Source organism: Streptomyces sp. NPDC003016, assembly GCF_053591455.1.
Genome location: NZ_JBSFTV010000047.1, coordinates 12673 through 31131, shown reverse-complemented (window position 1 = coordinate 31131; position 18459 = coordinate 12673). Strand labels below are relative to the sequence as shown.

General features: G+C 71.8%; 20 protein-coding genes and 1 pseudogene. 12 read left to right on the top strand and 9 right to left on the bottom strand.

The window, feature by feature from the left end; genetic code table 11:
* Positions 1-5: 5 nt before the first annotated feature.
* The 5 genes from ACWDZ4_RS30170 to ACWDZ4_RS30150 are packed head-to-tail and all read right to left on the bottom strand — an operon-like array spanning position 6 to position 5245.
* Positions 6-1334, bottom strand: coding sequence for an STM4012 family radical SAM protein (locus tag ACWDZ4_RS30170; RefSeq protein WP_451511568.1), 1329 nt, complete (start codon positions 1332-1334; stop codon positions 6-8).
* Positions 1331-2143 carry an STM4013/SEN3800 family hydrolase gene (locus tag ACWDZ4_RS30165; RefSeq protein ID WP_451511583.1) on the bottom strand — a complete coding sequence of 271 codons (813 nt, stop codon included), beginning with the start codon at positions 2141-2143 and terminating at the stop codon, positions 1331-1333. Before ACWDZ4_RS30165 ends, ACWDZ4_RS30170 begins: the two co-directional genes overlap by 4 nt.
* Position 2144: 1 nt before the next feature.
* The gene (locus ACWDZ4_RS30160) at positions 2145-3335 is read right to left on the bottom strand and encodes an STM4014 family protein (RefSeq protein WP_451511567.1); all 1191 of its coding nucleotides are present in this window, start codon (positions 3333-3335) and stop codon (positions 2145-2147) included.
* Complete coding sequence (locus ACWDZ4_RS30155) at positions 3316-4287, bottom strand: STM4015 family protein (RefSeq protein ID WP_451511566.1); 972 nt, start codon at positions 4285-4287, stop codon at positions 3316-3318. Before ACWDZ4_RS30155 ends, ACWDZ4_RS30160 begins: the two co-directional genes overlap by 20 nt.
* A 7-nt stretch (positions 4288-4294) precedes the next feature.
* Complete coding sequence (locus ACWDZ4_RS30150) at positions 4295-5245, bottom strand: STM4015 family protein (RefSeq protein WP_451511565.1); 951 nt, start codon at positions 5243-5245, stop codon at positions 4295-4297.
* 183 nt (positions 5246-5428) lie between these two features.
* Here ACWDZ4_RS30150 and ACWDZ4_RS30145 point away from each other — a divergent pair, with 183 nt between their 5' ends.
* Together ACWDZ4_RS30145 and ACWDZ4_RS30140 are read left to right on the top strand one after the other, a co-directional pair.
* The gene (locus tag ACWDZ4_RS30145) at positions 5429-5755 is read left to right on the top strand and encodes a hypothetical protein (protein ID WP_451511564.1); all 327 of its coding nucleotides are present in this window, start codon (positions 5429-5431) and stop codon (positions 5753-5755) included.
* 58 nt (positions 5756-5813) lie between these two features.
* Positions 5814-6815 (top strand): DUF6745 domain-containing protein, encoded by a 1002-nt coding sequence (locus ACWDZ4_RS30140; protein WP_451511563.1) that lies wholly within the window; start codon positions 5814-5816, stop codon positions 6813-6815.
* 81 nt (positions 6816-6896) lie between these two features.
* Here the strand turns inward: ACWDZ4_RS30140 and ACWDZ4_RS30135 are convergent, their stop codons facing one another.
* Entirely contained in the window at positions 6897-7811 is a 915-nt protein-coding gene (locus tag ACWDZ4_RS30135; protein WP_451511562.1) for a carbohydrate kinase family protein, read from the bottom strand.
* A gap of 128 nt (positions 7812-7939) precedes the next feature.
* On the opposite strand from ACWDZ4_RS30135, the gene ACWDZ4_RS30130 reads away from it, so the two are divergent.
* Positions 7940-8761, top strand: coding sequence for an SIMPL domain-containing protein (locus ACWDZ4_RS30130; RefSeq protein WP_451511561.1), 822 nt, complete (start codon positions 7940-7942; stop codon positions 8759-8761).
* Positions 8762-8774: 13 nt separating this feature from the next.
* On the opposite strand, the gene ACWDZ4_RS30125 is transcribed toward ACWDZ4_RS30130, so the two are convergent.
* A complete protein-coding gene (locus ACWDZ4_RS30125; protein WP_451511560.1) occupies positions 8775-9395 on the bottom strand; it encodes a TetR/AcrR family transcriptional regulator in 621 nt (206 codons plus the stop codon).
* 116 nt (positions 9396-9511) lie between these two features.
* Here ACWDZ4_RS30125 and ACWDZ4_RS30120 point away from each other — a divergent pair.
* From ACWDZ4_RS30120 to ACWDZ4_RS30110, 3 genes and pseudogenes are all read left to right on the top strand, one after another.
* Positions 9512-10138 (top strand): annotated as a pseudogene (locus tag ACWDZ4_RS30120) (amino acid permease); the annotation flags it as partial.
* Positions 10139-10211: 73 nt separating this feature from the next.
* A complete protein-coding gene (locus ACWDZ4_RS30115) occupies positions 10212-11150 on the top strand; it encodes an APC family permease (protein ID WP_451511559.1) in 939 nt (312 codons plus the stop codon).
* 30 nt (positions 11151-11180) lie between these two features.
* Positions 11181-11765: a hypothetical protein gene (locus tag ACWDZ4_RS30110; protein ID WP_451511558.1), complete on the top strand. Its 585-nt coding sequence runs from the start codon at positions 11181-11183 to the stop codon at positions 11763-11765.
* A 187-nt stretch (positions 11766-11952) separates the two neighbouring features.
* Here the strand turns inward: ACWDZ4_RS30110 and ACWDZ4_RS30105 are convergent, their stop codons facing one another.
* Entirely contained in the window at positions 11953-12117 is a 165-nt protein-coding gene (locus ACWDZ4_RS30105) for a hypothetical protein (protein ID WP_451511557.1), read from the bottom strand.
* 32 nt (positions 12118-12149) lie between these two features.
* Here ACWDZ4_RS30105 and ACWDZ4_RS30100 point away from each other — a divergent pair, with 32 nt between their 5' ends.
* Positions 12150-13328, top strand: coding sequence for an MBL fold metallo-hydrolase (locus ACWDZ4_RS30100; protein WP_451511556.1), 1179 nt, complete (start codon positions 12150-12152; stop codon positions 13326-13328).
* 279 nt (positions 13329-13607) lie between these two features.
* Here ACWDZ4_RS30100 and ACWDZ4_RS30095 read toward each other — a convergent pair whose 3' ends face one another.
* A complete protein-coding gene (locus tag ACWDZ4_RS30095; RefSeq protein WP_451511555.1) occupies positions 13608-13940 on the bottom strand; it encodes a histone-like nucleoid-structuring protein Lsr2 in 333 nt (110 codons plus the stop codon).
* Between the two features lie 663 nt (positions 13941-14603).
* On the opposite strand from ACWDZ4_RS30095, the gene ACWDZ4_RS30090 reads away from it, so the two are divergent.
* The 5 genes from ACWDZ4_RS30090 to ACWDZ4_RS30070 are packed head-to-tail and all read left to right on the top strand — an operon-like array spanning position 14604 to position 18432.
* Positions 14604-16418 (top strand): ATP-binding protein, encoded by a 1815-nt coding sequence (locus tag ACWDZ4_RS30090; protein WP_451511554.1) that lies wholly within the window; start codon positions 14604-14606, stop codon positions 16416-16418.
* Positions 16419-16477: 59 nt separating this feature from the next.
* Entirely contained in the window at positions 16478-16912 is a 435-nt protein-coding gene (locus ACWDZ4_RS30085; protein WP_451511553.1) for a roadblock/LC7 domain-containing protein, read from the top strand.
* 2 nt (positions 16913-16914) lie between these two features.
* Complete coding sequence (locus ACWDZ4_RS30080; protein WP_451511552.1) at positions 16915-17286, top strand: DUF742 domain-containing protein; 372 nt, start codon at positions 16915-16917, stop codon at positions 17284-17286.
* The gene (locus ACWDZ4_RS30075; RefSeq protein ID WP_451511551.1) at positions 17264-17860 is read left to right on the top strand and encodes a GTP-binding protein; all 597 of its coding nucleotides are present in this window, start codon (positions 17264-17266) and stop codon (positions 17858-17860) included. Before ACWDZ4_RS30080 ends, ACWDZ4_RS30075 begins: the two co-directional genes overlap by 23 nt.
* Positions 17857-18432 carry a GAF domain-containing protein gene (locus tag ACWDZ4_RS30070; RefSeq protein WP_451511550.1) on the top strand — a complete coding sequence of 192 codons (576 nt, stop codon included), beginning with the start codon at positions 17857-17859 and terminating at the stop codon, positions 18430-18432. The genes ACWDZ4_RS30075 and ACWDZ4_RS30070 overlap by 4 nt, the downstream gene beginning before the upstream one ends.
* Positions 18433-18459: the final 27 nt, after the last annotated feature.

Genomic DNA, 18459 nt, shown 5'->3' with positions numbered 1-18459 from the left:
GGGGCTCACTTCAGTGCGTACGCGGCCATGGCGGCCCGTACGGCGGGGGAGAACAGCTCGGGACCCAGTGCGTCGGAGTGGGCGAGACCCTCGGGGGACAGGCGCAGCAGGCCCTCGGGCGCGCTGTCGTCGAGCCAGCCGCGGGTCGCGAAGCGGTCGAGCTCGGCGGGGAAGTCGGCGGCCGGGTCCGTACCGAACCGTGCGCGGTAGTCGGCCAGTGGCATGCCCTCGGCCTGGAGGAGCGACTGGAGGAGATGGCGGCGGCGGGCCTCGTCGGCGTCGACGTACCGGCCCACCTCCGCGCGGGAGAAGTCCTCCGTGGCGGTGTAGTCGTCGATGATCTGGCGGATCTCGCGCATGTCGACGGCGTAGTCGAAGGAGTAGTGGAGCGCCGAGGTGTACGAACGGGCTCCGCAGCCGAGGCCGATCATGCCGTCGGTCTGGCAGGCGTAGTCGTCGGCCGCCTGCTTCGGCGCGTCCGCGCGGCGGAACATGCGCATCGAGACCTGCTCGTAGCCATGGGCGAGGAGGTGGTCCCGGCCCTGGCGGTAGAGGCGCAGGCGCTGGGCGTCCCAGGCGGCGTCGGCCTCGGCGCCGAGGCGGCCGAGGCCGGTGAGCGGGCGTACGTACAGGGGGTAGAGGTAGAGCTCCTCGGGCCGCCAGGCGAGCGCCGCGTCGAGCGAGAAGCGCCAGGTGTCGGTGTTCTGGCCCTCGATGCCGTAGATCAGGTCGATGTTGAGCACCGGGATGCGGGCGTCGCGGACGGCGCCGAGGGCCGTCTCGACGTCCGCGCGGCGCTGGGGGCGCACGGCCGCGCGGGCCTCGGAGTCGACGAAACTCTGGACGCCGAGGCTGAGGCGGGTCGTGCCGCGGTCGGCGAGCACGGCGAGACGGCCGGGGGTCGCGGTGGCCGGAGACGCCTCGACGGACAGGGGCACGGAGCTCAGGTCCGCGCCCATCCGCTTCTCCGCTATGTCGCAGAGCCGTTCGAGCTCGCCGGGGTCGAGGAAGGTGGGGGTGCCGCCGCCGAACGCCGCGGCGGCGAAACGGGGTTCGCTGTGGCCCAGGGCGTCGCGGACGGCGGTCGCCTGCCGGTCGAGCGCGTCGAGGTAGCGGCCGGTCAGTTCGTCGGGGGCGCCGATCCGGGTGAAGAGATTGCAGAAGCCGCAGCGGACCTCGCAGAACGGTATGTGGAGGTAGAGGGAGAGGGCGTTCTTGGGTTCGTCCGCCCAGAGGCCGCGGAGGGAGGGACGGTTCTCCAGCTCGCGGTACGCCGTCTTGTGCGGATAGGCGTAGACGTAACTCTGGTAGGGGCGGGGCGTCGTGGTGCTCATCGGGTGGCCCCTTGATCGAGGGTGAAGTGGGCGTAGGGGACGGTCCAGACGGCCTCGTGGCCGAGGCGGTGGCCGGTGTAGCCGTCGTCGCCGTACGCCGTCCCGTGGTCGGAACAGACGATGGCGAAGCAGGGGCGGCGGCTGCTCGCGGCGGCGAACAGGCGGCCGATGTGCCGGTCGACGTACTCCAGAGCCGCCGCGTGGGTGGCGCGCGAGTCGCCGGCCTCGCGGGTGGCGCCGGGCAGATGGAACCAGTTCGGCTGGTGCAACGCGGAGACGTTGACGAACAGGAACAGCCGCTGGTCCGCCGGGAGCCCGGCGACGACCTGCTCGGCCCGGGCGACCTGTTCCTCGAAGGACGTGGGCGAGGCCACGCCGAACTCCGGCTCCCAGTGGCTCTCCTGGAACATCCCCGGCAGCACCGAGCCGAGCGGGCCCTGCCGGTTGAAGAAGCCGACACCGCCGATGCACACCGTGCGGTAGCCGGCGCCCGCGAGGCCGGAGACGAGGTCGGTGGTGTCGAAGACGAAGGTGCGCTCCGCGGTGGTCTCGCTGCCCGCGAAGCGCGCGGCGAACAGCCGGGGGTGGGGCCCCGGCGCGGCGGGCGTGGGCAGGAAGCCCGCGAAGATTGCCTGGTGCGAGGCGTAGGTGAAGCTGCCGGGCGCGTGCCGCTTCTCCCACGCGCCGCCGGGCAGGCGGGCGGCCAGGTTCGGTATGCGGCCGGCGGCGGCGAGCTCGACGGCGACGTCGTGGCGGAGGGTGTCGAGGGTGACGAGCAGCAGGTCGTGGCTGCCGACGATCTCGTTCATGTCAGGTGATCGCATGGTGGTTCCTTGTCGTGCGCCGCACGAGGGGAGGTACGGCGCGTTGCACGGCGCTTTGGGCAGCGCGTTGTACGGCGGCGACCTGCGCCGCGTAGGTGTCCAGGCCCTCGGCGCCGCTGCCGGGCAGCCCGGTGAGGCGCGGCAGCAGATCGCCGAACGCGTTGACCTCGCCGACGGCGAAGCGGCGCCAGCCGACGGCGGGCAGCAGATCGACACCGACACAGAGGGTGCGCGGGAAGCAGGCCGCTGCCCGCTCGCACACCTCCACGGCCTCCTCCCAGCTGCCACCGGCCGCGGCCATGGCGGCGCGGGCCTCGTCGAGGTCTCCGCGCGCGCCGCCGAGATGGAGGTTGGTCATGGGGGAGCGGCTGGTCCGTACGACGGCGTGCGTGGCCCTGCCGCCGGCCACGACGACCCGCAGGTCGGCGGCCCGGCCCCGCTGGGCGGCCTTGGGCAGCCAGCGCTCGATGTGGAGGCCGTCCGGTGCGAGCGCGTCCACGATCGCCGCGATCTCGCCTTCGTCCGTACAACGGCGTACCCGCAGGGAGTTGAAGAGCCGTCCCTGCGGATCGCGCTCCACGGAGGTGGTGGCCCGTACCCGGCCGGGGCCCGCCGTTTCGACGGCCAGCACGCCGGAGGCCGACGAGCCGTGCGCGAGCTTGACGAAGGCACGCGGCATACGGTGCGCGCGCAGCAGCTCACGTACCTCCGGCCAGCCGCGTACGCCCGGTGCCGTGGTCCCGGAGGTGGGCGAAGGCGGCACGGGAACGCCCGCGTCGTGCAGCACGGCATGGCACAGCCGCTTGTCGAACAGCACCGCCAGCTCGCCGGGGTCGTCGAGCAGGGTGCAGCCCGCCGCCGCCCGGCCCACTTCCCGTACGGCCTCGGTGAAGCGCTCGTACCAGCGCGCCGACCCCTCCACCCGGGTGCCGTCGCCGACGCCCCGCAGCAGCCGCTCGACCTCGGGGTCCTCACCGGGCGAGTCGATCCGTACGGTCTCGCCCGGCCGGAACGAGGCCCGGCCGCCGAGCACGTCGAGCCAGGGGACGACGCGCGCGGCGGGGAGCCCGGCGGCGGCCACGGCCTCCTGGAAGAGTGCGACGCGGCGGTTGGCGGGGTTGCCGACGACCGCGAAGCGCGGCCCCGGGTGCTTCGCGTCACTCGTCGACGGCGACATAGCGCGGTCCGTCGTCCTCGGGGTCCCAGTAGTCGGGCCCGTCGAGGTTCAGCCGCACGCCGTGCGGTTCGAGCGTCTTTCGCAGGCGCTGCCGGAGGGGCTCGGCGATGTAGTGGTGGTGCAGGTCCAGCTCGCTCAGGTGGGTGAGCGGCTGGCCGTCGAGCAGGGCCTGCGCGCCGGTGTCGCCGAGGGTGCCCATCGACAGGGCCGGCGAGTCCAGTCGGGCGACGACGGGCGCGGCGGCCACCGCTGCCGCGATCTCGTCCTGGATCTCGCTGTTCTGCACGCCCAGGTGGCGCAGGCGCGGAAGGGCGCCGCCGGACAGCAGGGGCGCGAGGTCGGCCACCGTCGCGTCGCCGCCGTAATGCGTGACACCCAGCCACAGCTCCAGGCGCTCCAGGGCGGGCAGGCGGGAGGCGCCGACGGCCCGGACGACGGAGCCGGGCAGGCCGTCGGATTCGAAACGCAGCACCCTCAGGGCGTCGTGACGGACCGGCCGCAGAGCCAGCATGTCCGTGTCGGAGAGCGACTCGCCGCAGCCGCGCACCGTCAGTTCCTCGAGCCGCGGGAATGCCTCAAGACACGGAGTGACGTCGGTCAGTTCCAGCCAGGACACCTCGCACTCTTCGCTGATGACGTCGGCGAGGAAGAGGCCGCGGAGCGCCGGGAAGCGGTCCGCGGCCGCGAGGACCAGGTCCAGGGCGGGACGCAGGGGCTCGTACTCGTCGTGCCACCACGGGCCGATCACCAGCGCACGGACCCGTGCGCAGTCCACCGAGCCGAGGAAGCGGTGCCACAGCTCGGTGAACGGATTCTCCTCGTCCCACAGACAGTCCAGGCGCCAGGCCACGGAGTCCGCGGGCGGAAGGGGCGGCGCGTGCGGGTCGCCGGGCTCGGGCAGGGTGAAGACGGGAAGCCCGTGGAAAAACTCGGGGTGCTCGATGTCGTTCATGGCCGGATCACTCCGCCACGGCGGTGTAGCGGCCCTCGGCGCCGCGGTTGTCCCACGGCTCCAGACGGTCCGACAGGTCGACACTTACGCCGTGGGGCTCCAGGGCGTCGGCCACCCGCTGCTCCATTTCCTCGGAGAGGAAGTGGTGATGCAGATCGAGGTGTTCGAGGTGGGTGAGCGGCTGGCCTCCGAGCAGCGCGGCGGCGCCCTCGTCGCCGAGAGTTCCGTTCGACAGGTCGAGGGTGTCCAGCCGGGCGACGACGGGGGCCGACGCGACGGCCGCGGCGATCTCGTTCTGGATCTCGCTGTTGCGCAGCCCGAGGTGGCGCAGCCCGGGGAAGAGGGTGCCGGAGAGCAGCGCCGCGAGGTCGGTGGTCTCGGTGTTGCCGCCGTACTCGGAGATGCCGAACCACAGGTCCAGGTGGTCCAGCGAGGGCAGTTCGCTCTCGGTGACGCCGCGCACGACCTGCGCCGGCAGGCCGCCCGACTCGAAGACGAGCGAGCGCAGCCGCTCGTGCCGCACCGGCGGGAAACCCAGGCCCGGGCCGCCGCGCACGCCGAGCTCCAGCAGACGGGGGAAGGTGCTGAGCAGGCCCGTGACGTTGGAATGTTCGATCCAGGAGATCTCGGCCTCCTCCTGGGACAGGTCACCGATGAAGACGGCCTCCAGGGAGGTGAGCCGGTCGGCCGCGGCGATGACCAGGTTGACGGGGTAGCTCGAGTCCTTCTCGTACGTCTCGCCCCACTGGCCGATGATCAGCGCGCGTACCCCCGCGGGATCGACGGTTTTCAGGAACGTGTCGAACCTTTCCTCCCAGGGGCCGTCCTCGTCCTCGAACGGATCCACGGAGATGCGCCACGCCGCCGCGTCCGCGGCGGGCAACGACGCCGGGAGGCCGGGACGGAAGTCGACGGCCGGGAGGCCGAGCAGTTCCTGCAGATGGTCCACACCGGACATGACCCTGGTCTCCTGACGCTGTTGACACTGTACGAGCGACTGACGTGCGAAAGGTTTATCAAGTGACACTGACAATCCCGTGAGCGGGCTCGTTTCCGCAGGTCAGCCACGATTGTCAGACCCGGGCCGTAGCGTTTTCCACGGGGTCGGCACAGAGTGTGCGGCCCGGGAGGGGAGACAGCCATGTACCGGCAAGGGGACGTACTGATCGTGCCGTTGGATGAATCGGCGGTGCCGGCGCATCTGGCGGACGCCTCAGGTGAACGACGCGACGCGCGAGGCCGGCTGGTGCTCGCGCTGGGCGAAGTCACCGGGCACGCGCACGCGGTGCAGGGACCCGGCAGGCTGCTGCGGGAGGCGGGCCCCCTCGATCCGATGCTGCTCCATCTGCCCGAGGGCGGACGGGTCGTGCACGAGGAGCACGCGGCGATACCGCTGCCCAAGGGCTGGTACCGGGTGGTGCGCCAGCGCGAGTACGTACCGGGATCGGTCCGCATCGTCGCGGACTGAGCGACGCGGAACCAGGGACACGGAACCACGGGCCAGGGATCAGGGGACAGGGAATTCGATGCAGCATGTGAACACTTGGCGGGCCGTCGCGGCGGCGACCGGTGCGGCGGACCGCGCGGCCGCGGAGGAGGGCGTGCGGCTCGCCTACCGCACGGCGGGGCTGGCGGAGCCGGAGCGGATCGTCTGGGCCGCCTCGCCCAAGGCGGCGGTCGAGGCCGTCGAACGGCTCACCGGTGCGGGACGTTCGGTGCGCGACGAGGTGCGCACCGGGCCGTGGGCCGAGGAACGGCGCCGCGTGCACGACGAGTTGGGGCCGGCGGGCTGGGCCGAACTGTGGTCCGCCACCGGTGCCCAGCTGTGGGACACCACCAGGGAACTGGCCGAGCGGATACGGACCGGAGTCGTCGCCGAGCTCATGGAGCGGCCGGAGGACGAGTCCGACGTACGGCTGGTCCTGCTCGACGCGGTGCTCGGCCAGCACGACGCCGCCTGGCTCGCGGCGTTCGACGGCCGGGGCGACCGGCTCGCGGGGTTGGCGCAGGTGGCCAGGCACGCGGGCTGGTGGTGGCCGTACGAGAACGCCGTGGTGATCAGCGAGCGACCGGTGGAGCTGCACCGTGACGAGGCCGGACGGCTCGACCGGGGTGACGGCCCCGCCCTGGCCTTCCCCGACGGGTTCGCGCTGTACGCCTGGCGCGGTATGCCCGTACCGGCGGCGTTCCTGGACGAGTTGACGTCACTGAGGCCCGCGCGCATCCGGGCCGAGGAGAACGCCGAGCTGCGGCGCGTGATGCTGGAGCACTACGGCTACGACCGCTACCTCACCGAATCAGGCGCCCAGCCCGTCCACCGCGACGAGACCGGCGTCCTCTGGCGCATAGCCCTGCAGGGTGACGAGGACGTGGTGATGGTCGAGGTGGTCAACTCCACGCCCGAGCCGGACGGCACACGCCGGACGTACTGGCTGCGCGTGCCGCCCAGGACGAGGACGGCGAAGGAAGGGGTGGCCTGGACGTTCGGTCTCGGCCAGGAGGAGTACGAACCGGTGCGTCAGACCTGAGAGAAGCCCGCGCGGGCTCCAGGAGCTCCAGGAGCTCCAGGAGCGCCAGGAGCGCCAGGAGCTCCACGAGCTCCAGGGGCTCTAGGCGGAGAGGAGGTCGCCCGGTCCGATCAGGTCCGTGTTGCCCTCCGTCGCGCAGGCGTGGGCGCCCGCCCGCGCGCCCAGGCGGGCGCACTCCTCCAGGCCCCGGCCGGTGAGGCGCCCGTACAGGAACCCGCTGACATACGCGTCCCCGGCGCCGTTGGAGTCCACCACCGGGCCGGGCGGCACGGTCGCGGGGACCGGGTGCGGGGTGCGGCTGCCGTCCCGCGTCAGCAGGTACGAGCCGCCCGCGCCTGCCGTGGCCACCACGGCCTCGGCGCGGCCCTCGCGCAGGATGTCCCGCATCACGGAGGCGATCCGTTCGCCGGCGCCCGCCGCGCTGAGGAACACCAGGTCGCAGCGGAGGGCGAACTCCTTGTGGTGGTCGGTGAGTCCGTCCCAGTCGTGCAGATCGGTCGAGACCGGGACGCCGAGTTCATGGATGTCGTCGAGCAGGTGCCGGGCGAAGTTCATGATGGACAGGTGGACATGCCCGGTCCGCCGCAGGTGGGGGAGGTAGAAGTCGCGGGGCATCCGCAGACCGTCGGGGTCGCGGGCGTCGTAGAAGGACATCCGGCGGCCCGTCGAGCTGTCGACGAGGTTCACCGCCCGGCGGGTGCCCGCGGGCGAGATCAGCGGTTCGAAATCGACACCGCCCTTGGCGAGCCGCTCCCTGACCTGCCCGCCGACCCAGTCGTCGCCGATGAAGTCGATGAACTTCACTTCGAGCCCAAGAGCCCGGCAGCCCAGCGCGACATTGCCTCCGGTGTGGCCCGGCCACTCGCGGACGGGTGGCACGCCGATCGAGTCGGCGAGCGGTACGGGCAGCGAGTCGACGCGGACGACCGTGTCCACCCCGCTGCCGCCGACCACCAGGACGTCGTACCTCGCGCGTTCAGACTGCTGTTCCGACACCGCAACCCCTTCCGGTTCCGCTGGGCACAGTATGGATGGTACGGAGAGGTGACAGGGCTGGAGTGGTGCGACCGGTCCGGTGGCGGCCGATGCTGGGATGGCCTCCTGACTCCGGAAGGACCAACTCCATGTCCGTACGTACGGCATCAACGGCATCAACGGCGTCCACGTCCGCCATCTTCCCCTCGTCGCTCCTCTCGTCGGCCGCGGCCCGAGCCCTCACCGCCGTCGTACTCACCGGCGGACTGCTGGTGACCGGCGCCGCCGCACCCGCCATGGCGGCGCCGCCGTCCGCCCCCGCGACAGTCCTCCCGGCAGCCGCGCCCGCTGCCGCCGCCACCGTCTCCGTGAGCGGCGAAGGCAGAGCTTCGACCGCCCCCGACACGGCTGTCCTCGCCGCCGGGGTCGAGACGACGGAACCCACCGCGAAGCGGGCGTTGGCCGCCCAGTCCGCAGCCGCCGACGCGCTGCTCGCCGCCGTACGCGAGCAGGGCATCGACGACAGCGACGTACGGACCGAGAGCCTCTCCCTGAACGCCGTCCACCAGCACACCGACCGGGCCTCGAAGCTGACCGGTTACCAGGCGGGCCAGTCCTTCTCCATCACGATCCGGGACATGGGCAGGACCGGCGCGGTCATGGAAGCCGTGACCGACGCGACGGGTGACGCGGGCCGGATCAGCGGCGTCGCCTTCGACGTGGCCGACCCGTCCGCCCTGCGCGCCAGGGCCCGCGAGGCCGCACACGCCGAAGCGCGGTCGAAGGCCGAGCAGTACGCGCGGCTCAGCGGCCACCGGCTGGGGCGGCTCGTCTCGCTGGCGGAGACGGGAGACGGGGCGCACCGCCCGTTGGACGTGCCCACCGCGGCGTTCAGCGAGGGCAGAGTGCCGGTGGCGCCCGGTGAGGTCCAGGAAGAGGTCACCGTCACCGCGGTGTACGAACTGGAGTGACGTGTCCGGCCCTTCAGCGGGCGGCGGCCGCCAGCACCGTGCGGTCGATGCCCAGCTCGCGCGCCAGCGCGTCGTCGGTCCACTCCAGCATGGCGCTGCGGGACAGGGACCCCGCGTACGAGGTCATCTGAACGGCGAGGCCGTCCAGCAGGGCCGTCAGCCGCCAGGCCGCGGACGCGGGGTCCTCGCACCGGAACTCACCGGCCTCGGCGCCCTCCGTGATGACCTCGGCCAGCGCCGCCTTCCACTGCTGGTCGAGGTCACGGGCCACCGCGCGGAGCGCCGGCTCGCGCAGCGAGGCCGCCCAGCCCTCGATCCACAGCTTCCATCCCTTGGCCTGCCCGGTCGGCGCGTACCAGCGGACCGCGGCGCGCAGTCTGCGGACGGCGCTGGTACGACGGCCGAGCAGCTTGCGCAGCTGTGCGAGATCACCCTCGGCGGCGTACGTGAAAGCGGCCGCGACCAGCTTCTCCTTGGTCGAGAAGTGGTAGAGGACCAGTGCGTTGCTCACCGAGAGGGCCGAGGCGACATCGGCGATGCGTACGGCGCCCACACCCCGTGCCTCGATCTGTTCGACCGCGGCGCGCAGCATCTCCTCGCGCCGTTCCTCCACGCTCAACCGGACCCTTGCCACGCGACAACCCTACACACGGGCCGCCCGGCCAGGCCGGTCGCCGGGGTGCCGTCGAGCCCTTGACAGTGCGCTGTGGCGCGGGCCACAGCCGCCTCTACTGACTGTCTATTCAGTCAGTGCGAAGTGCCGCGCCTGTACGCACTCCCCGTACCGCCGTAGGAGTCAGCCCCGTGACCCAAGCACCTCCCTCCCGATCAGCAGCAGCGACAACAGCAGCAGCGACAGCAGCAGGGACCGCCGCCGAAGCGCCCGACCTCTCCGAGGGCTGGGGCGAACAACGGGGCAGGCTCCGCAAGGACCTGCGCCGCCTCGACGTCCTCTTCTTCCTCATCTGCACACTGGTCGGCCTCGACACCATCGGCTCGGTGGCGGCGCAGGGCCCCCAGGGCCTGACCTGGATGGCGATCCTCGCGGTCGTCTTCTTCCTCCCGTACGGGCTGCTCGTCGCCGAGCTCGGGTCCGCCTTCCCGGTGCAGGGCGGCCCGTACGTCTGGACGCGGCTCGCCTTCGGGCGGCTCACCGCCGGGCTCAACCAGATCCTCTACTGGATCTCCAACCCCGTCTGGGTGGGCGGCAGCCTGTGCATCATCGCCCTCACCACCTGGGAGGAGTTCTTCACCCCGCTGCCCGGCGGCTGGAAGTACGCCGCAGGACTCGTCTTCATCCGGGGCGGGGCGCTCGCCGTCGTACAGTCCGTGCGCATCGGCAAGTGGGTGCCGATCGCCGGTGCGGTCGCGCGGATCGTACTGCTCGGCTTCTTCCTCGTCTCCGTAGCCGTCTTCGCCGCGCGGCACGGCGTGCACCCCCTGCCGGCCGGTGAGTTCGCCCCCCACCTACGTCGGCTTCGTCGCCCTCGTCCCCGTCCTGATCTTCAACTTCGTCGGCTTCGAACTCCCCAGCTCCGCCGCCGAGGAGATGAAGAACCCGCGCCGCGACATCCCCCTGTCCATCCTCCGTTCCGGTCTCGCCTCCCTCGTCCTGTACGGCGGCCCGATCCTCGGCATCCTCTTCGTCCTCCCCAGCCAGGACATCGGCAGCCTCGGCGGTTTCATCGACGCCTGCAAGGCCGTCTTCACCGTCTACGGAGGATCGATCGCCGCCGACGGCACGGTCACCCTCACCGGTGCGGGCTCCGTCTTCGGCGGGATCGCCGCCGCCGGGCTCATCGTCGGACTGCTGACCAGCGGCGTCACCTGGGCCATGGGCGCCCACCGCGCGCAGGCCGTCGCCTGCGCCGACGGGGCGGGCCCGGCCTGGCTCGGCGCCATCTCCGAGAAGCACGGCACGCCGGTACGGGTCAACCTGCTCTCCGCCGTCCTCGCCTCCCTCCTCTTCGTCGTCGCGCTCAACCTGTCCGGCGGCGACGGCGAGAAGTACTTCGCGGCCGGTCTCGGCCTGACGATCTCCACCACCTTCGTCTCGTACGTCATCACCTTCCCCAGCCTGGTCGTGCTGCGCCGCAAGTACCCGGACGTCACGCGTCCGTACGCCGTACCCGGCGGTCGCGCCGGGACATGGCTGGTGACGGTGTTCGCGACCGGGTTCGTGGCCTTCACCGTCGTCGTGCTGATCCGGCCGGGCTTCGGCGTCGGCTGGTTCGGCACCGAGGGGTCGGCCGCCGCCTCGCTGCCCGAGGCCTTCGCGGGCGAACGGCTCCAGTACACGCTCAGCCAGGTCGTGCCGCTGCTGCTGTTCCTGGCGACCGGGCTGGTCTTCTACGCGCTGGGTGCGAAGACGCGGCGCTCCAAGGGATGAGCGATCCGGTGACGGGATAGCGTGCGTGGCATGGGTGACGCGTACGTGTGGGTGGCCGACCTGGACGCCCGGCCGGAGGAAGCCGCCGTGCTCGCCGGCCGGGTCATGGACTGGCTGGAGCACCGGGGCATCGTCCGGGGCGAGCTGACGAACTGCCTGCCCGGCGACGAACTCGGCAGGCCACCGGGACCGCACGCCGCGCACGCCGCGCACGCCGTCACCGAGGACGCGGTGACGACGGGCGCGGCGTGCGGCGTGGTCGTGGAGATCGAGCGCCGTGTGTACGTGGGCGCGGGCCTCTGGACCGCCGCCTGCCCGCACTGCGGTGCCAAGACAGAGCACGCGGACAGCGGCCCCGACATGTGGACGCACACGTGGGCCCCGCTGCTCGACGACCTGTACGCCTGGTTCGGCGGTACGGGCCCGGGCAGCGGGACCTGTGTGCGCTGCGGTGAGCGGGCCGACTTCCTCGCGTGGCGGATGGACCCGCCGGTCGCGGTCGCACACCTGGGGCTGGTGCTGTGGAACTGGCCGCCGCCGGCCGAGCCGTTCCTGACGGAACTCTCCGGGGTGCTGGGCGGACACCGGCTGGTGACCGCGAGGACCACGGTCTGACGGACCGCTGCCGGGCCCTGCGGGGCTGTTCCTCCACCCGCCCCTTCCCGCGGTGCCATGGTGCGGCCCTCACCGGAGAATCCTGCCCGTCCGGCGTTTGAGGACACCCCGGAGGGCGTTCGGGGGTCCGGGGCGTGCTCCTTCCCCGTTCAGGAAGGGCAGGGTCGGGGAAGAGGGCCCCCAGGTGCTACCGCGCGGCGGCCACGGCCGCCGCGGTCCGTCCGTACACCTGCTTGCCGAGCCACTGCCCGCCGTCCAGCGTCAGACACTCGCCCGTCAGGTACGACGCCCGCTCGCCCAGCAGGAGCTCCCGCGACGGTCTCGTCCCCGCCCTGTCGGACCCGGCGCACATAATGGAAAAGAGACTGAACCTCTGGAGGCCCTGTGACCGGTGCTGACGCCCTGCCGTCGCTGCGATCCCGGCTGCGCGCGCTGCGGACCGCCGCTTTCGGCGCGGATCCGGCGGGAGAGCGGATGGAGCGCATCCGCCGCTCGCCCCACTTCGCCGACGGGGTCTTCCAGAACCCGGTGGGTGCCGGGCCGAGGGCCTCCGCGACGACTCTGGAATTCGCGAAGCTCTACTTCCGCAAGGAGGAGCGGCGCCGCAGGTCTCCTGTCGGGCCGGTGCCTCTCCACGCCACGCTCCTCGCCGATCTGGCCCAGCCTCCGGTCACAGGGCTGCGTCTCACCTGGATGGGTCATTCGAGCGTGCTCGCCGAAATCGACGGGCGGCGCGTGCTCTTCGATCCGGTATGGGGGCAGCGCTGCTCCCCCTTCGCCTTCGCGGGCCCCAAGCGGCTGCATCCCGTTCCCGTGCCGTTGGCCTCGCTCGGCCCCGTCGACGCCGTGGTGATCTCCCACGACCACTACGACCACCTGGACATGCCCACCATCCGTGCCCTCGCGGGCACCGGCACGGTCTTCGCGGTGCCGCTCGGCGTCGGCGCCCACCTGGAACGCTGGGGCGTACCCGCCGACCGGATGCACGAGCTCGACTGGAACGAGACGGCGAAGATCGCCGGACTCGGCCTGACCGCCACCCCCGCCCGCCACTTCTGCGGCCGCGGCCTGCGCAATCAGCAGCACACCCTCTGGGCCTCCTGGGCCGTCGCGGGGCCGGAGCACCGGATCTACCACAGCGGCGACACCGGCTACTTCGAAGGCTTCAGGGACATCGGCGCCGAGCACGGCCCGTTCGACGCGACCATGATCCAGATCGGTGCTTACAGTGCGTACTGGCCGGACATTCACATGACCCCTGAGCAGGGAATCCGTACCCATCTCGACGTGCAGGGCGGGCAGCCGCTCGGGGTGATGCTGCCGATCCACTGGGGCACGTTCAACCTGGCTTTCCACCCGTGGGCGGAGCCGGCCGAACGGACCATGTTCGCCGCGCACGAGGCCGGTGTGGCCACTGCCGCGCCCCGGCCGGGGGAGCCGTTCCAGCCGGCCGACAGGCCGGCGGTGACCCCGTGGTGGCGGTCCGTGGCCGGACCCGTCGAGGGCGGCTGGCCTGTCTGGCCGCCGGTGGAGTCGGCCCAGTTGGACCTCGCGGCCGACTGAGTGCCGTGATCCGCAAGCCCCGGTGATCCGCAGGTGCCGGTGATCCGCGGCGGCCGGTCTGCGAGCCCGGCTGGAACACTTCTGGGGTGCCGGCCGGAAGGACGCCATTCCTGTACGTCGGCACCGGCTCGGTGGTGGAGGTTCCGGGCACTGCGTTTCAGTGCTTCCCCGGCGTACGTGAAAACCGTCTGCGGTCAGCGGCCGGAGCATCAGCGGAAAACACGAAGTCCCCCGCCGCTCGCACGGTTGGGGACTTTGCTTCCTTCAAGGCTGAATACGTCAATGAGCCGCCTGGTACTTCTCCATCAAGTCGGCCGGGATACGGCCGCGACTGTTCACCTCAATGCCCTGGCTCTGGGCCCACTCGCGAACCTTGGCCGCATCTGTTCCGCCGGACTGTGCGCGCTTGGCGATCCGGCGGGCACCACCGCCGTTGACCTTGCGGCCCGCACCCATAAAAGGCCCCAGGGCATCCAGCAGTTTCTGGTAGTTGTCCGGTCCCAGGTCGATCTCGTAGTTGACGCCGTCCACGCCAAAGGCGTGAGTGGCGATGTCCTCGCCCTCGGTTCCGGTGAGATCGTCGGTATAGATCGTTACGGTGCGCTGAACCATCGGAGTAGTCCCTTTCCTGTTTGTGAAAAATAGCCTACTCGCCGTGGCGGGAGCCAGTCACCTGATGCCCTGCCCGAAGTTACGGACCGCCTGCCACTCAAGCGGGACGTAACGCTCAAATGGGACGGGTTTGCTCTGCGGAAGGTGAATCCAGGGGGTCGTCGGTGCCGTGGTCGCTCGTAAAAAAGAGCGGAGCGCCATTAGCCGTACGGCGGCGTTCCGGGACTCCGTGGGTGACAAACCGGTGGTCTTCCCTGCCGAGCTTTATACCGTCTGCTGTTATGCGCCTGTTTCCATTCCGGGGGCGCTGAATGAATTCCCCCCGCCCGGCCCTGCGCGCCGTCCCGGAGCGGCCCCGGAGGCGGGCGCGGTCCCGGGCGCGGAGGCGGCCCCGGCCGGGGGCCGGGCGGCCGGGGGCCGGGCGGCCGGGGGCCGGGCCGTAAGTTTTTCGGCCTGGCGTGCGAGGTGTCATACCAGAGTGGGGAGCTGTGCGGGCAAGTTCGGCAACTGCCCGTCGATCATGAAAGGTTGCCGACTACTGTGAGTGTCCGGTGATCGACATGGGGCCACATCGCCCAGGTTGAACAGCCCAGACCGGCAGTGGTCGAACAGTCGAACAGACGTAGTGCGTCGATCCCTGGGGCCCACGTACCAAGGACACTGATGTCTCAACTCCGCGCACCCGCCGCGCGCGCAGACCGCCGTGAGGGCGGACGGCACGGACGGCCGGGCGCACGCCCCCACCCCGCGCAGCCGATGCCCGATGCCCGTCTGCGCCCTCAGCTCCTGCGTGCCGCCGTGCTTCCGGCCGTCGTGGTCACTCTCAGCGGCGCCGCTGCCGTGCTGTTCACCCTCCGTTCCGGCGCCACCGGGCCGACGCGCGACTTATGGGTCGCGCTCGCCGGGGCCGCGGCCCTCGCCGTCGTCGCGCTGGCGGCGGCCGTCGTGGGCGCCGACCGGGCCGCGAAGACCGTGTTCGACCGCTGCGACGCGCTGCGCAGGTCCAGCGCCCGCGGGCAGGCCGACCTGCGCGCGCTCGTCGAGCAGCTGCGGTGCGGCGAGGAGCCGTCCGTCCGGCGCACGCCGCCGCCCGGCGCGCAGGGCGGCGGCGAATTCGACCTGCTGGAACTGGAGCTCGGGCGGGCGCACGAGGCCGCCGTGGGCGCCGTCGTGCAGGTCGCCCAGTTGTCCAGCAGCGCCGACGCGGACCAGAAGGTCGAGGTCTTCGTCAATCTGGCCCGCCGTCTCCAGTCGCTCGTGCACCGCGAGATCCAGCTGCTCGACGAGCTGGAGAACGACGTCGAGGACCCCGACCTGCTCAAGGGCCTCTTCCACGTCGACCACCTGGCCACCCGCATCCGCAGGCACGCGGAGAACCTCGCCGTTCTCGGCGGCGCGGTCTCCCGGCGCCAGTGGAGCAACCCGGTGACCATGACGGAGGTACTGCGCTCCTCGATCGCCGAAGTCGAGCAGTACTCACGGGTCAAGCTGGTGCCGCCGATCGACGGCACCCTGCGCGGCCACGCCGTCGCCGACGTCATCCACCTCCTCGCCGAACTCGTCGAGAACGCCACGGTGTTCTCCGCCCCGCACACCACCGTGCTGCTCCGCGCCCAGCACGTCACGGCGGGCCTGGCCATCGAGGTCGAGGACCGGGGCCTGGGCATGCCCGTCACCGAGCAGAACAAGATGAACGCCCTGCTCCACGACCCGGACAACGTCGACGTCGGTCACCTGCTCCAGGACGGGCGCATCGGCCTCTTCGTGGTGTCCGCGCTGGCTCGCAGACACGGCATCACCGTCCGGCTCCAGGCCAACATCTACGGCGGTGTCCAGGCCGTACTCGTCCTGCCCCAGGTGCTGCTGGGCGGGGACGACCAGGACGGTCTCGCGTGGGTGGCGACCGCCGGGACGCGGCAGGAAACCCCCGCACCGGCGCCGGGCGCCCCCGCACTCACGTCCGTACCCGCCCCCGCGCCCGCCGCCCCCCGGACTCCCGCTCACCTGACCGGAGCCCACGGCAACGCGCCGCTCCCGGTGCGCGGCGACCGGGAGGACCGGTCGACCCCGGCCGCCGCCCCCCCGGGCGTCAACCGCTCCACCGCGCCCGGGTTCCCCGTCGAACCGGTCCCCGCGCAATCGCACTCACAGCCGCAGCCGCCCGCGGACGGATACGGGAGCGGCGCGGTGAGCGGCCGCCCCCGGCTGCCCAGGCGCCGCAGCCAGGAAAACCTGGTGCCCGAGCTGAGAGAAGCCCCCGCCGCTCGCCAGGAGGACGAGTACCCCGCCCTCCACGACCCGGGTCTGATGGCGGCCTTCCAGCGAGGCATCGGCCTGGCGGAGGCACAGCCGGACCCGCACCTCTTCCCACAGCCGGACCACCAGGCCCCGGACTGGGCGCCGGCCCCGGACTGGGCACCGGCCCTGGAGCAGCACCAGCCGCAGCCGTACCACCCGCGAGGGGACGACGCGGGCTGACCGCTCCCGTCGTCCTCCCCGTCCTTCCGTCCCGCGGTACCCCAAGGAGTAGATGCACCATGGCGAGTGATGCGCCGACCGGCCGAGTGTCCGACCTCGACTGGCTGTTGAGCGGCCTGGTCCAACGTGTTCCCTTCACGCGCAACGCGGTTCTGCTCTCCGCCGACGGCCTGGTGAAATCGGTCCACGGCCTCGACAACGACAGTGCCGACCACATGGCCGCCCTCGCCTCCGGCCTGTACTCGCTCGGCCGCAGCGCGGGCGCCCGCTTCGGTGACGCCGGCGAGGTCCGCCAGATCGTCGTGGAGCTCGACTCCACCCTCCTCTTCGTCTCCACCGCGGGCTCCGGCACCTGTCTCGCGGTACTCGCGGGCCGCGATGCGGACGCGGCGGTGCTGGGCTACGAGATGGCGATGCTCGTCAAGAGCGTACGGCCGTACCTGGCGACACCGGCCAGGCAGAGGGCGGGCGCACCGAGCGCCACGGGATTCTGAGGGTGCCGCCCTCGCAGGACGTGCCGTGGCTCGACGACGCGGCCGGCCGGCTCGTCCGCCCGTACGCGGTGAGCGACGGCCGCACCCGTCCCACCACCGCCCTCGACCTGCTGTCCATGGTGCGGGCCACCGGAGTGGAGCCGCTGATGCACCTCGGTCCCGAGCACGCCCAGGCACTCGGGCTGTGCGCACGTCCCACCTCGGTGGCGGAGCTCGCGGCGTACCTGCGGCTTCCCGTGGTCGTCACCAAGGTGCTGCTGTCCGACCTGGTCGGCTGCGGAGCGCTCACCACCCACGCCCCCCGCTTCGACGACCAGCCCACCGACCTATCCCTGCTGGAGGCAGTGCTCGATGGCCTACGACGACGGCTCTGATCTGTTTCCCACCGCACTCAAGATCCTCGTCGCGGGCGGGTTCGGCGTCGGCAAGACGACCTTTGTGGGAGCGGTCAGCGAGATCGCACCACTGAGCACGGAAGAACTGCTCACCCAGCTGAGCGTCGGGACCGACCGCCTGGAAGGTGTCGAGGACAAGTCCACGACGACCGTCGCCATGGACTTCGGCCGGATGACTCTCGACGACCGGCACGTGCTGTACCTCTTCGGCACCCCCGGCCAGGAACGCTTCTGGTTCATGTGGGACGAACTCTCCAAGGGTGCCCTCGGCGCCGTCGTGCTCGCCGACACCCGCCGCCTCCAGGACTGCTTCGCGGCCCTCGACTTCTTCGAGCGGCGCGGCATCGAGTTCGTCGTGGCCGTCAACGAGTTCGACGGTGCCCACCGTTACGCACCGGGGGAGGTGCGGGCCGCGCTCGACCTCGGCCACGAGATCCCCGTCGTGCTGTGCGACGCCCGTGTCGCCGCCTCGGGGATCAACGCGCTGGTCACCCTCGTCCGGCACCTCCTCACCCTCACCCCGGCCCTGCCGAGTTACGGAGCTCCCACATGACCCACCACAGGATCGGCCCCCTGCTGCTTCCCCCCGCCGACCCTCAGGCGCCCGCCCGTGTCCAGCGGCTCCACCAGCTCGGGCTGGGCGACCGGGCCGTGCCCGCGTTCGACGCGTTCGCCGACCGGCTCGCGGAGGTGACCGGCGCGCCGTACTCCATGGTCAACTTCATCGACGAGAACCGGCAGTTCTTCGCCGGACTGCACACCCCGGCCGGCACGCACAGCGGTACCGACCTGGGCGCGGTGGCCGCGACGAGCCTCATCGGCCGGTTCCTCGCCCGCGACCACGGCTACTGCCCGCATGTCGTCGCGCGGCGCAAGGCGCTCGTCCTGGAGGACGTCTGCGACTACCCGCGGTTCGCGGGCAACCCGGTCGTCGACGAGATCGGCATCCGGTCGTACATGGGCGCGCCCGTCATCGACCGTACGGACATCCTGCTCGGCACCGTCTGCGTCGTCGACACCGAGCCGCGCCAGTGGGGGCGGGCAGGACTGGAGACGATCAAGGCGATGGCCGCGGAGCTGGCCGAACTGATCCGGCGCCGGGAGGACGGCGGGATCTGGCTCTGACGGAGGTCCGCACACCGCACACGCCGC

Excerpts from the sequence above, each read along its gene's own strand:
- ACWDZ4_RS30170 (WP_451511568.1), bottom strand. The coding sequence starts at position 1,334 with ATGAGCACCACGACGCCCCGCCCCTACCAGAGTTACGTCTACGCCTAT.
- ACWDZ4_RS30165 (WP_451511583.1), bottom strand. The coding sequence starts at position 2,143 with ATGAACGAGATCGTCGGCAGCCACGACCTGCTGCTCGTCACCCTCGAC.
- ACWDZ4_RS30160 (WP_451511567.1), bottom strand. The coding sequence starts at position 3,335 with ATGTCGCCGTCGACGAGTGACGCGAAGCACCCGGGGCCGCGCTTCGCG.
- ACWDZ4_RS30155 (WP_451511566.1), bottom strand. The coding sequence starts at position 4,287 with ATGAACGACATCGAGCACCCCGAGTTTTTCCACGGGCTTCCCGTCTTC.
- ACWDZ4_RS30150 (WP_451511565.1), bottom strand. The coding sequence starts at position 5,245 with ATGTCCGGTGTGGACCATCTGCAGGAACTGCTCGGCCTCCCGGCCGTC.
- ACWDZ4_RS30145 (WP_451511564.1), top strand. The coding sequence starts at position 5,429 with ATGTACCGGCAAGGGGACGTACTGATCGTGCCGTTGGATGAATCGGCG.
- ACWDZ4_RS30140 (WP_451511563.1), top strand. The coding sequence starts at position 5,814 with ATGCAGCATGTGAACACTTGGCGGGCCGTCGCGGCGGCGACCGGTGCG.
- ACWDZ4_RS30130 (WP_451511561.1), top strand. The coding sequence starts at position 7,940 with ATGTCCGTACGTACGGCATCAACGGCATCAACGGCGTCCACGTCCGCC.
- ACWDZ4_RS30110 (WP_451511558.1), top strand. The coding sequence starts at position 11,181 with ATGGGTGACGCGTACGTGTGGGTGGCCGACCTGGACGCCCGGCCGGAG.
- ACWDZ4_RS30105 (WP_451511557.1), bottom strand. The coding sequence starts at position 12,117 with ATGTGCGCCGGGTCCGACAGGGCGGGGACGAGACCGTCGCGGGAGCTC.
- ACWDZ4_RS30095 (WP_451511555.1), bottom strand. The coding sequence starts at position 13,940 with ATGGTTCAGCGCACCGTAACGATCTATACCGACGATCTCACCGGAACC.
- ACWDZ4_RS30090 (WP_451511554.1), top strand. The coding sequence starts at position 14,604 with ATGTCTCAACTCCGCGCACCCGCCGCGCGCGCAGACCGCCGTGAGGGC.
- ACWDZ4_RS30085 (WP_451511553.1), top strand. The coding sequence starts at position 16,478 with ATGGCGAGTGATGCGCCGACCGGCCGAGTGTCCGACCTCGACTGGCTG.
- ACWDZ4_RS30075 (WP_451511551.1), top strand. The coding sequence starts at position 17,264 with ATGGCCTACGACGACGGCTCTGATCTGTTTCCCACCGCACTCAAGATC.
- ACWDZ4_RS30070 (WP_451511550.1), top strand. The coding sequence starts at position 17,857 with ATGACCCACCACAGGATCGGCCCCCTGCTGCTTCCCCCCGCCGACCCT.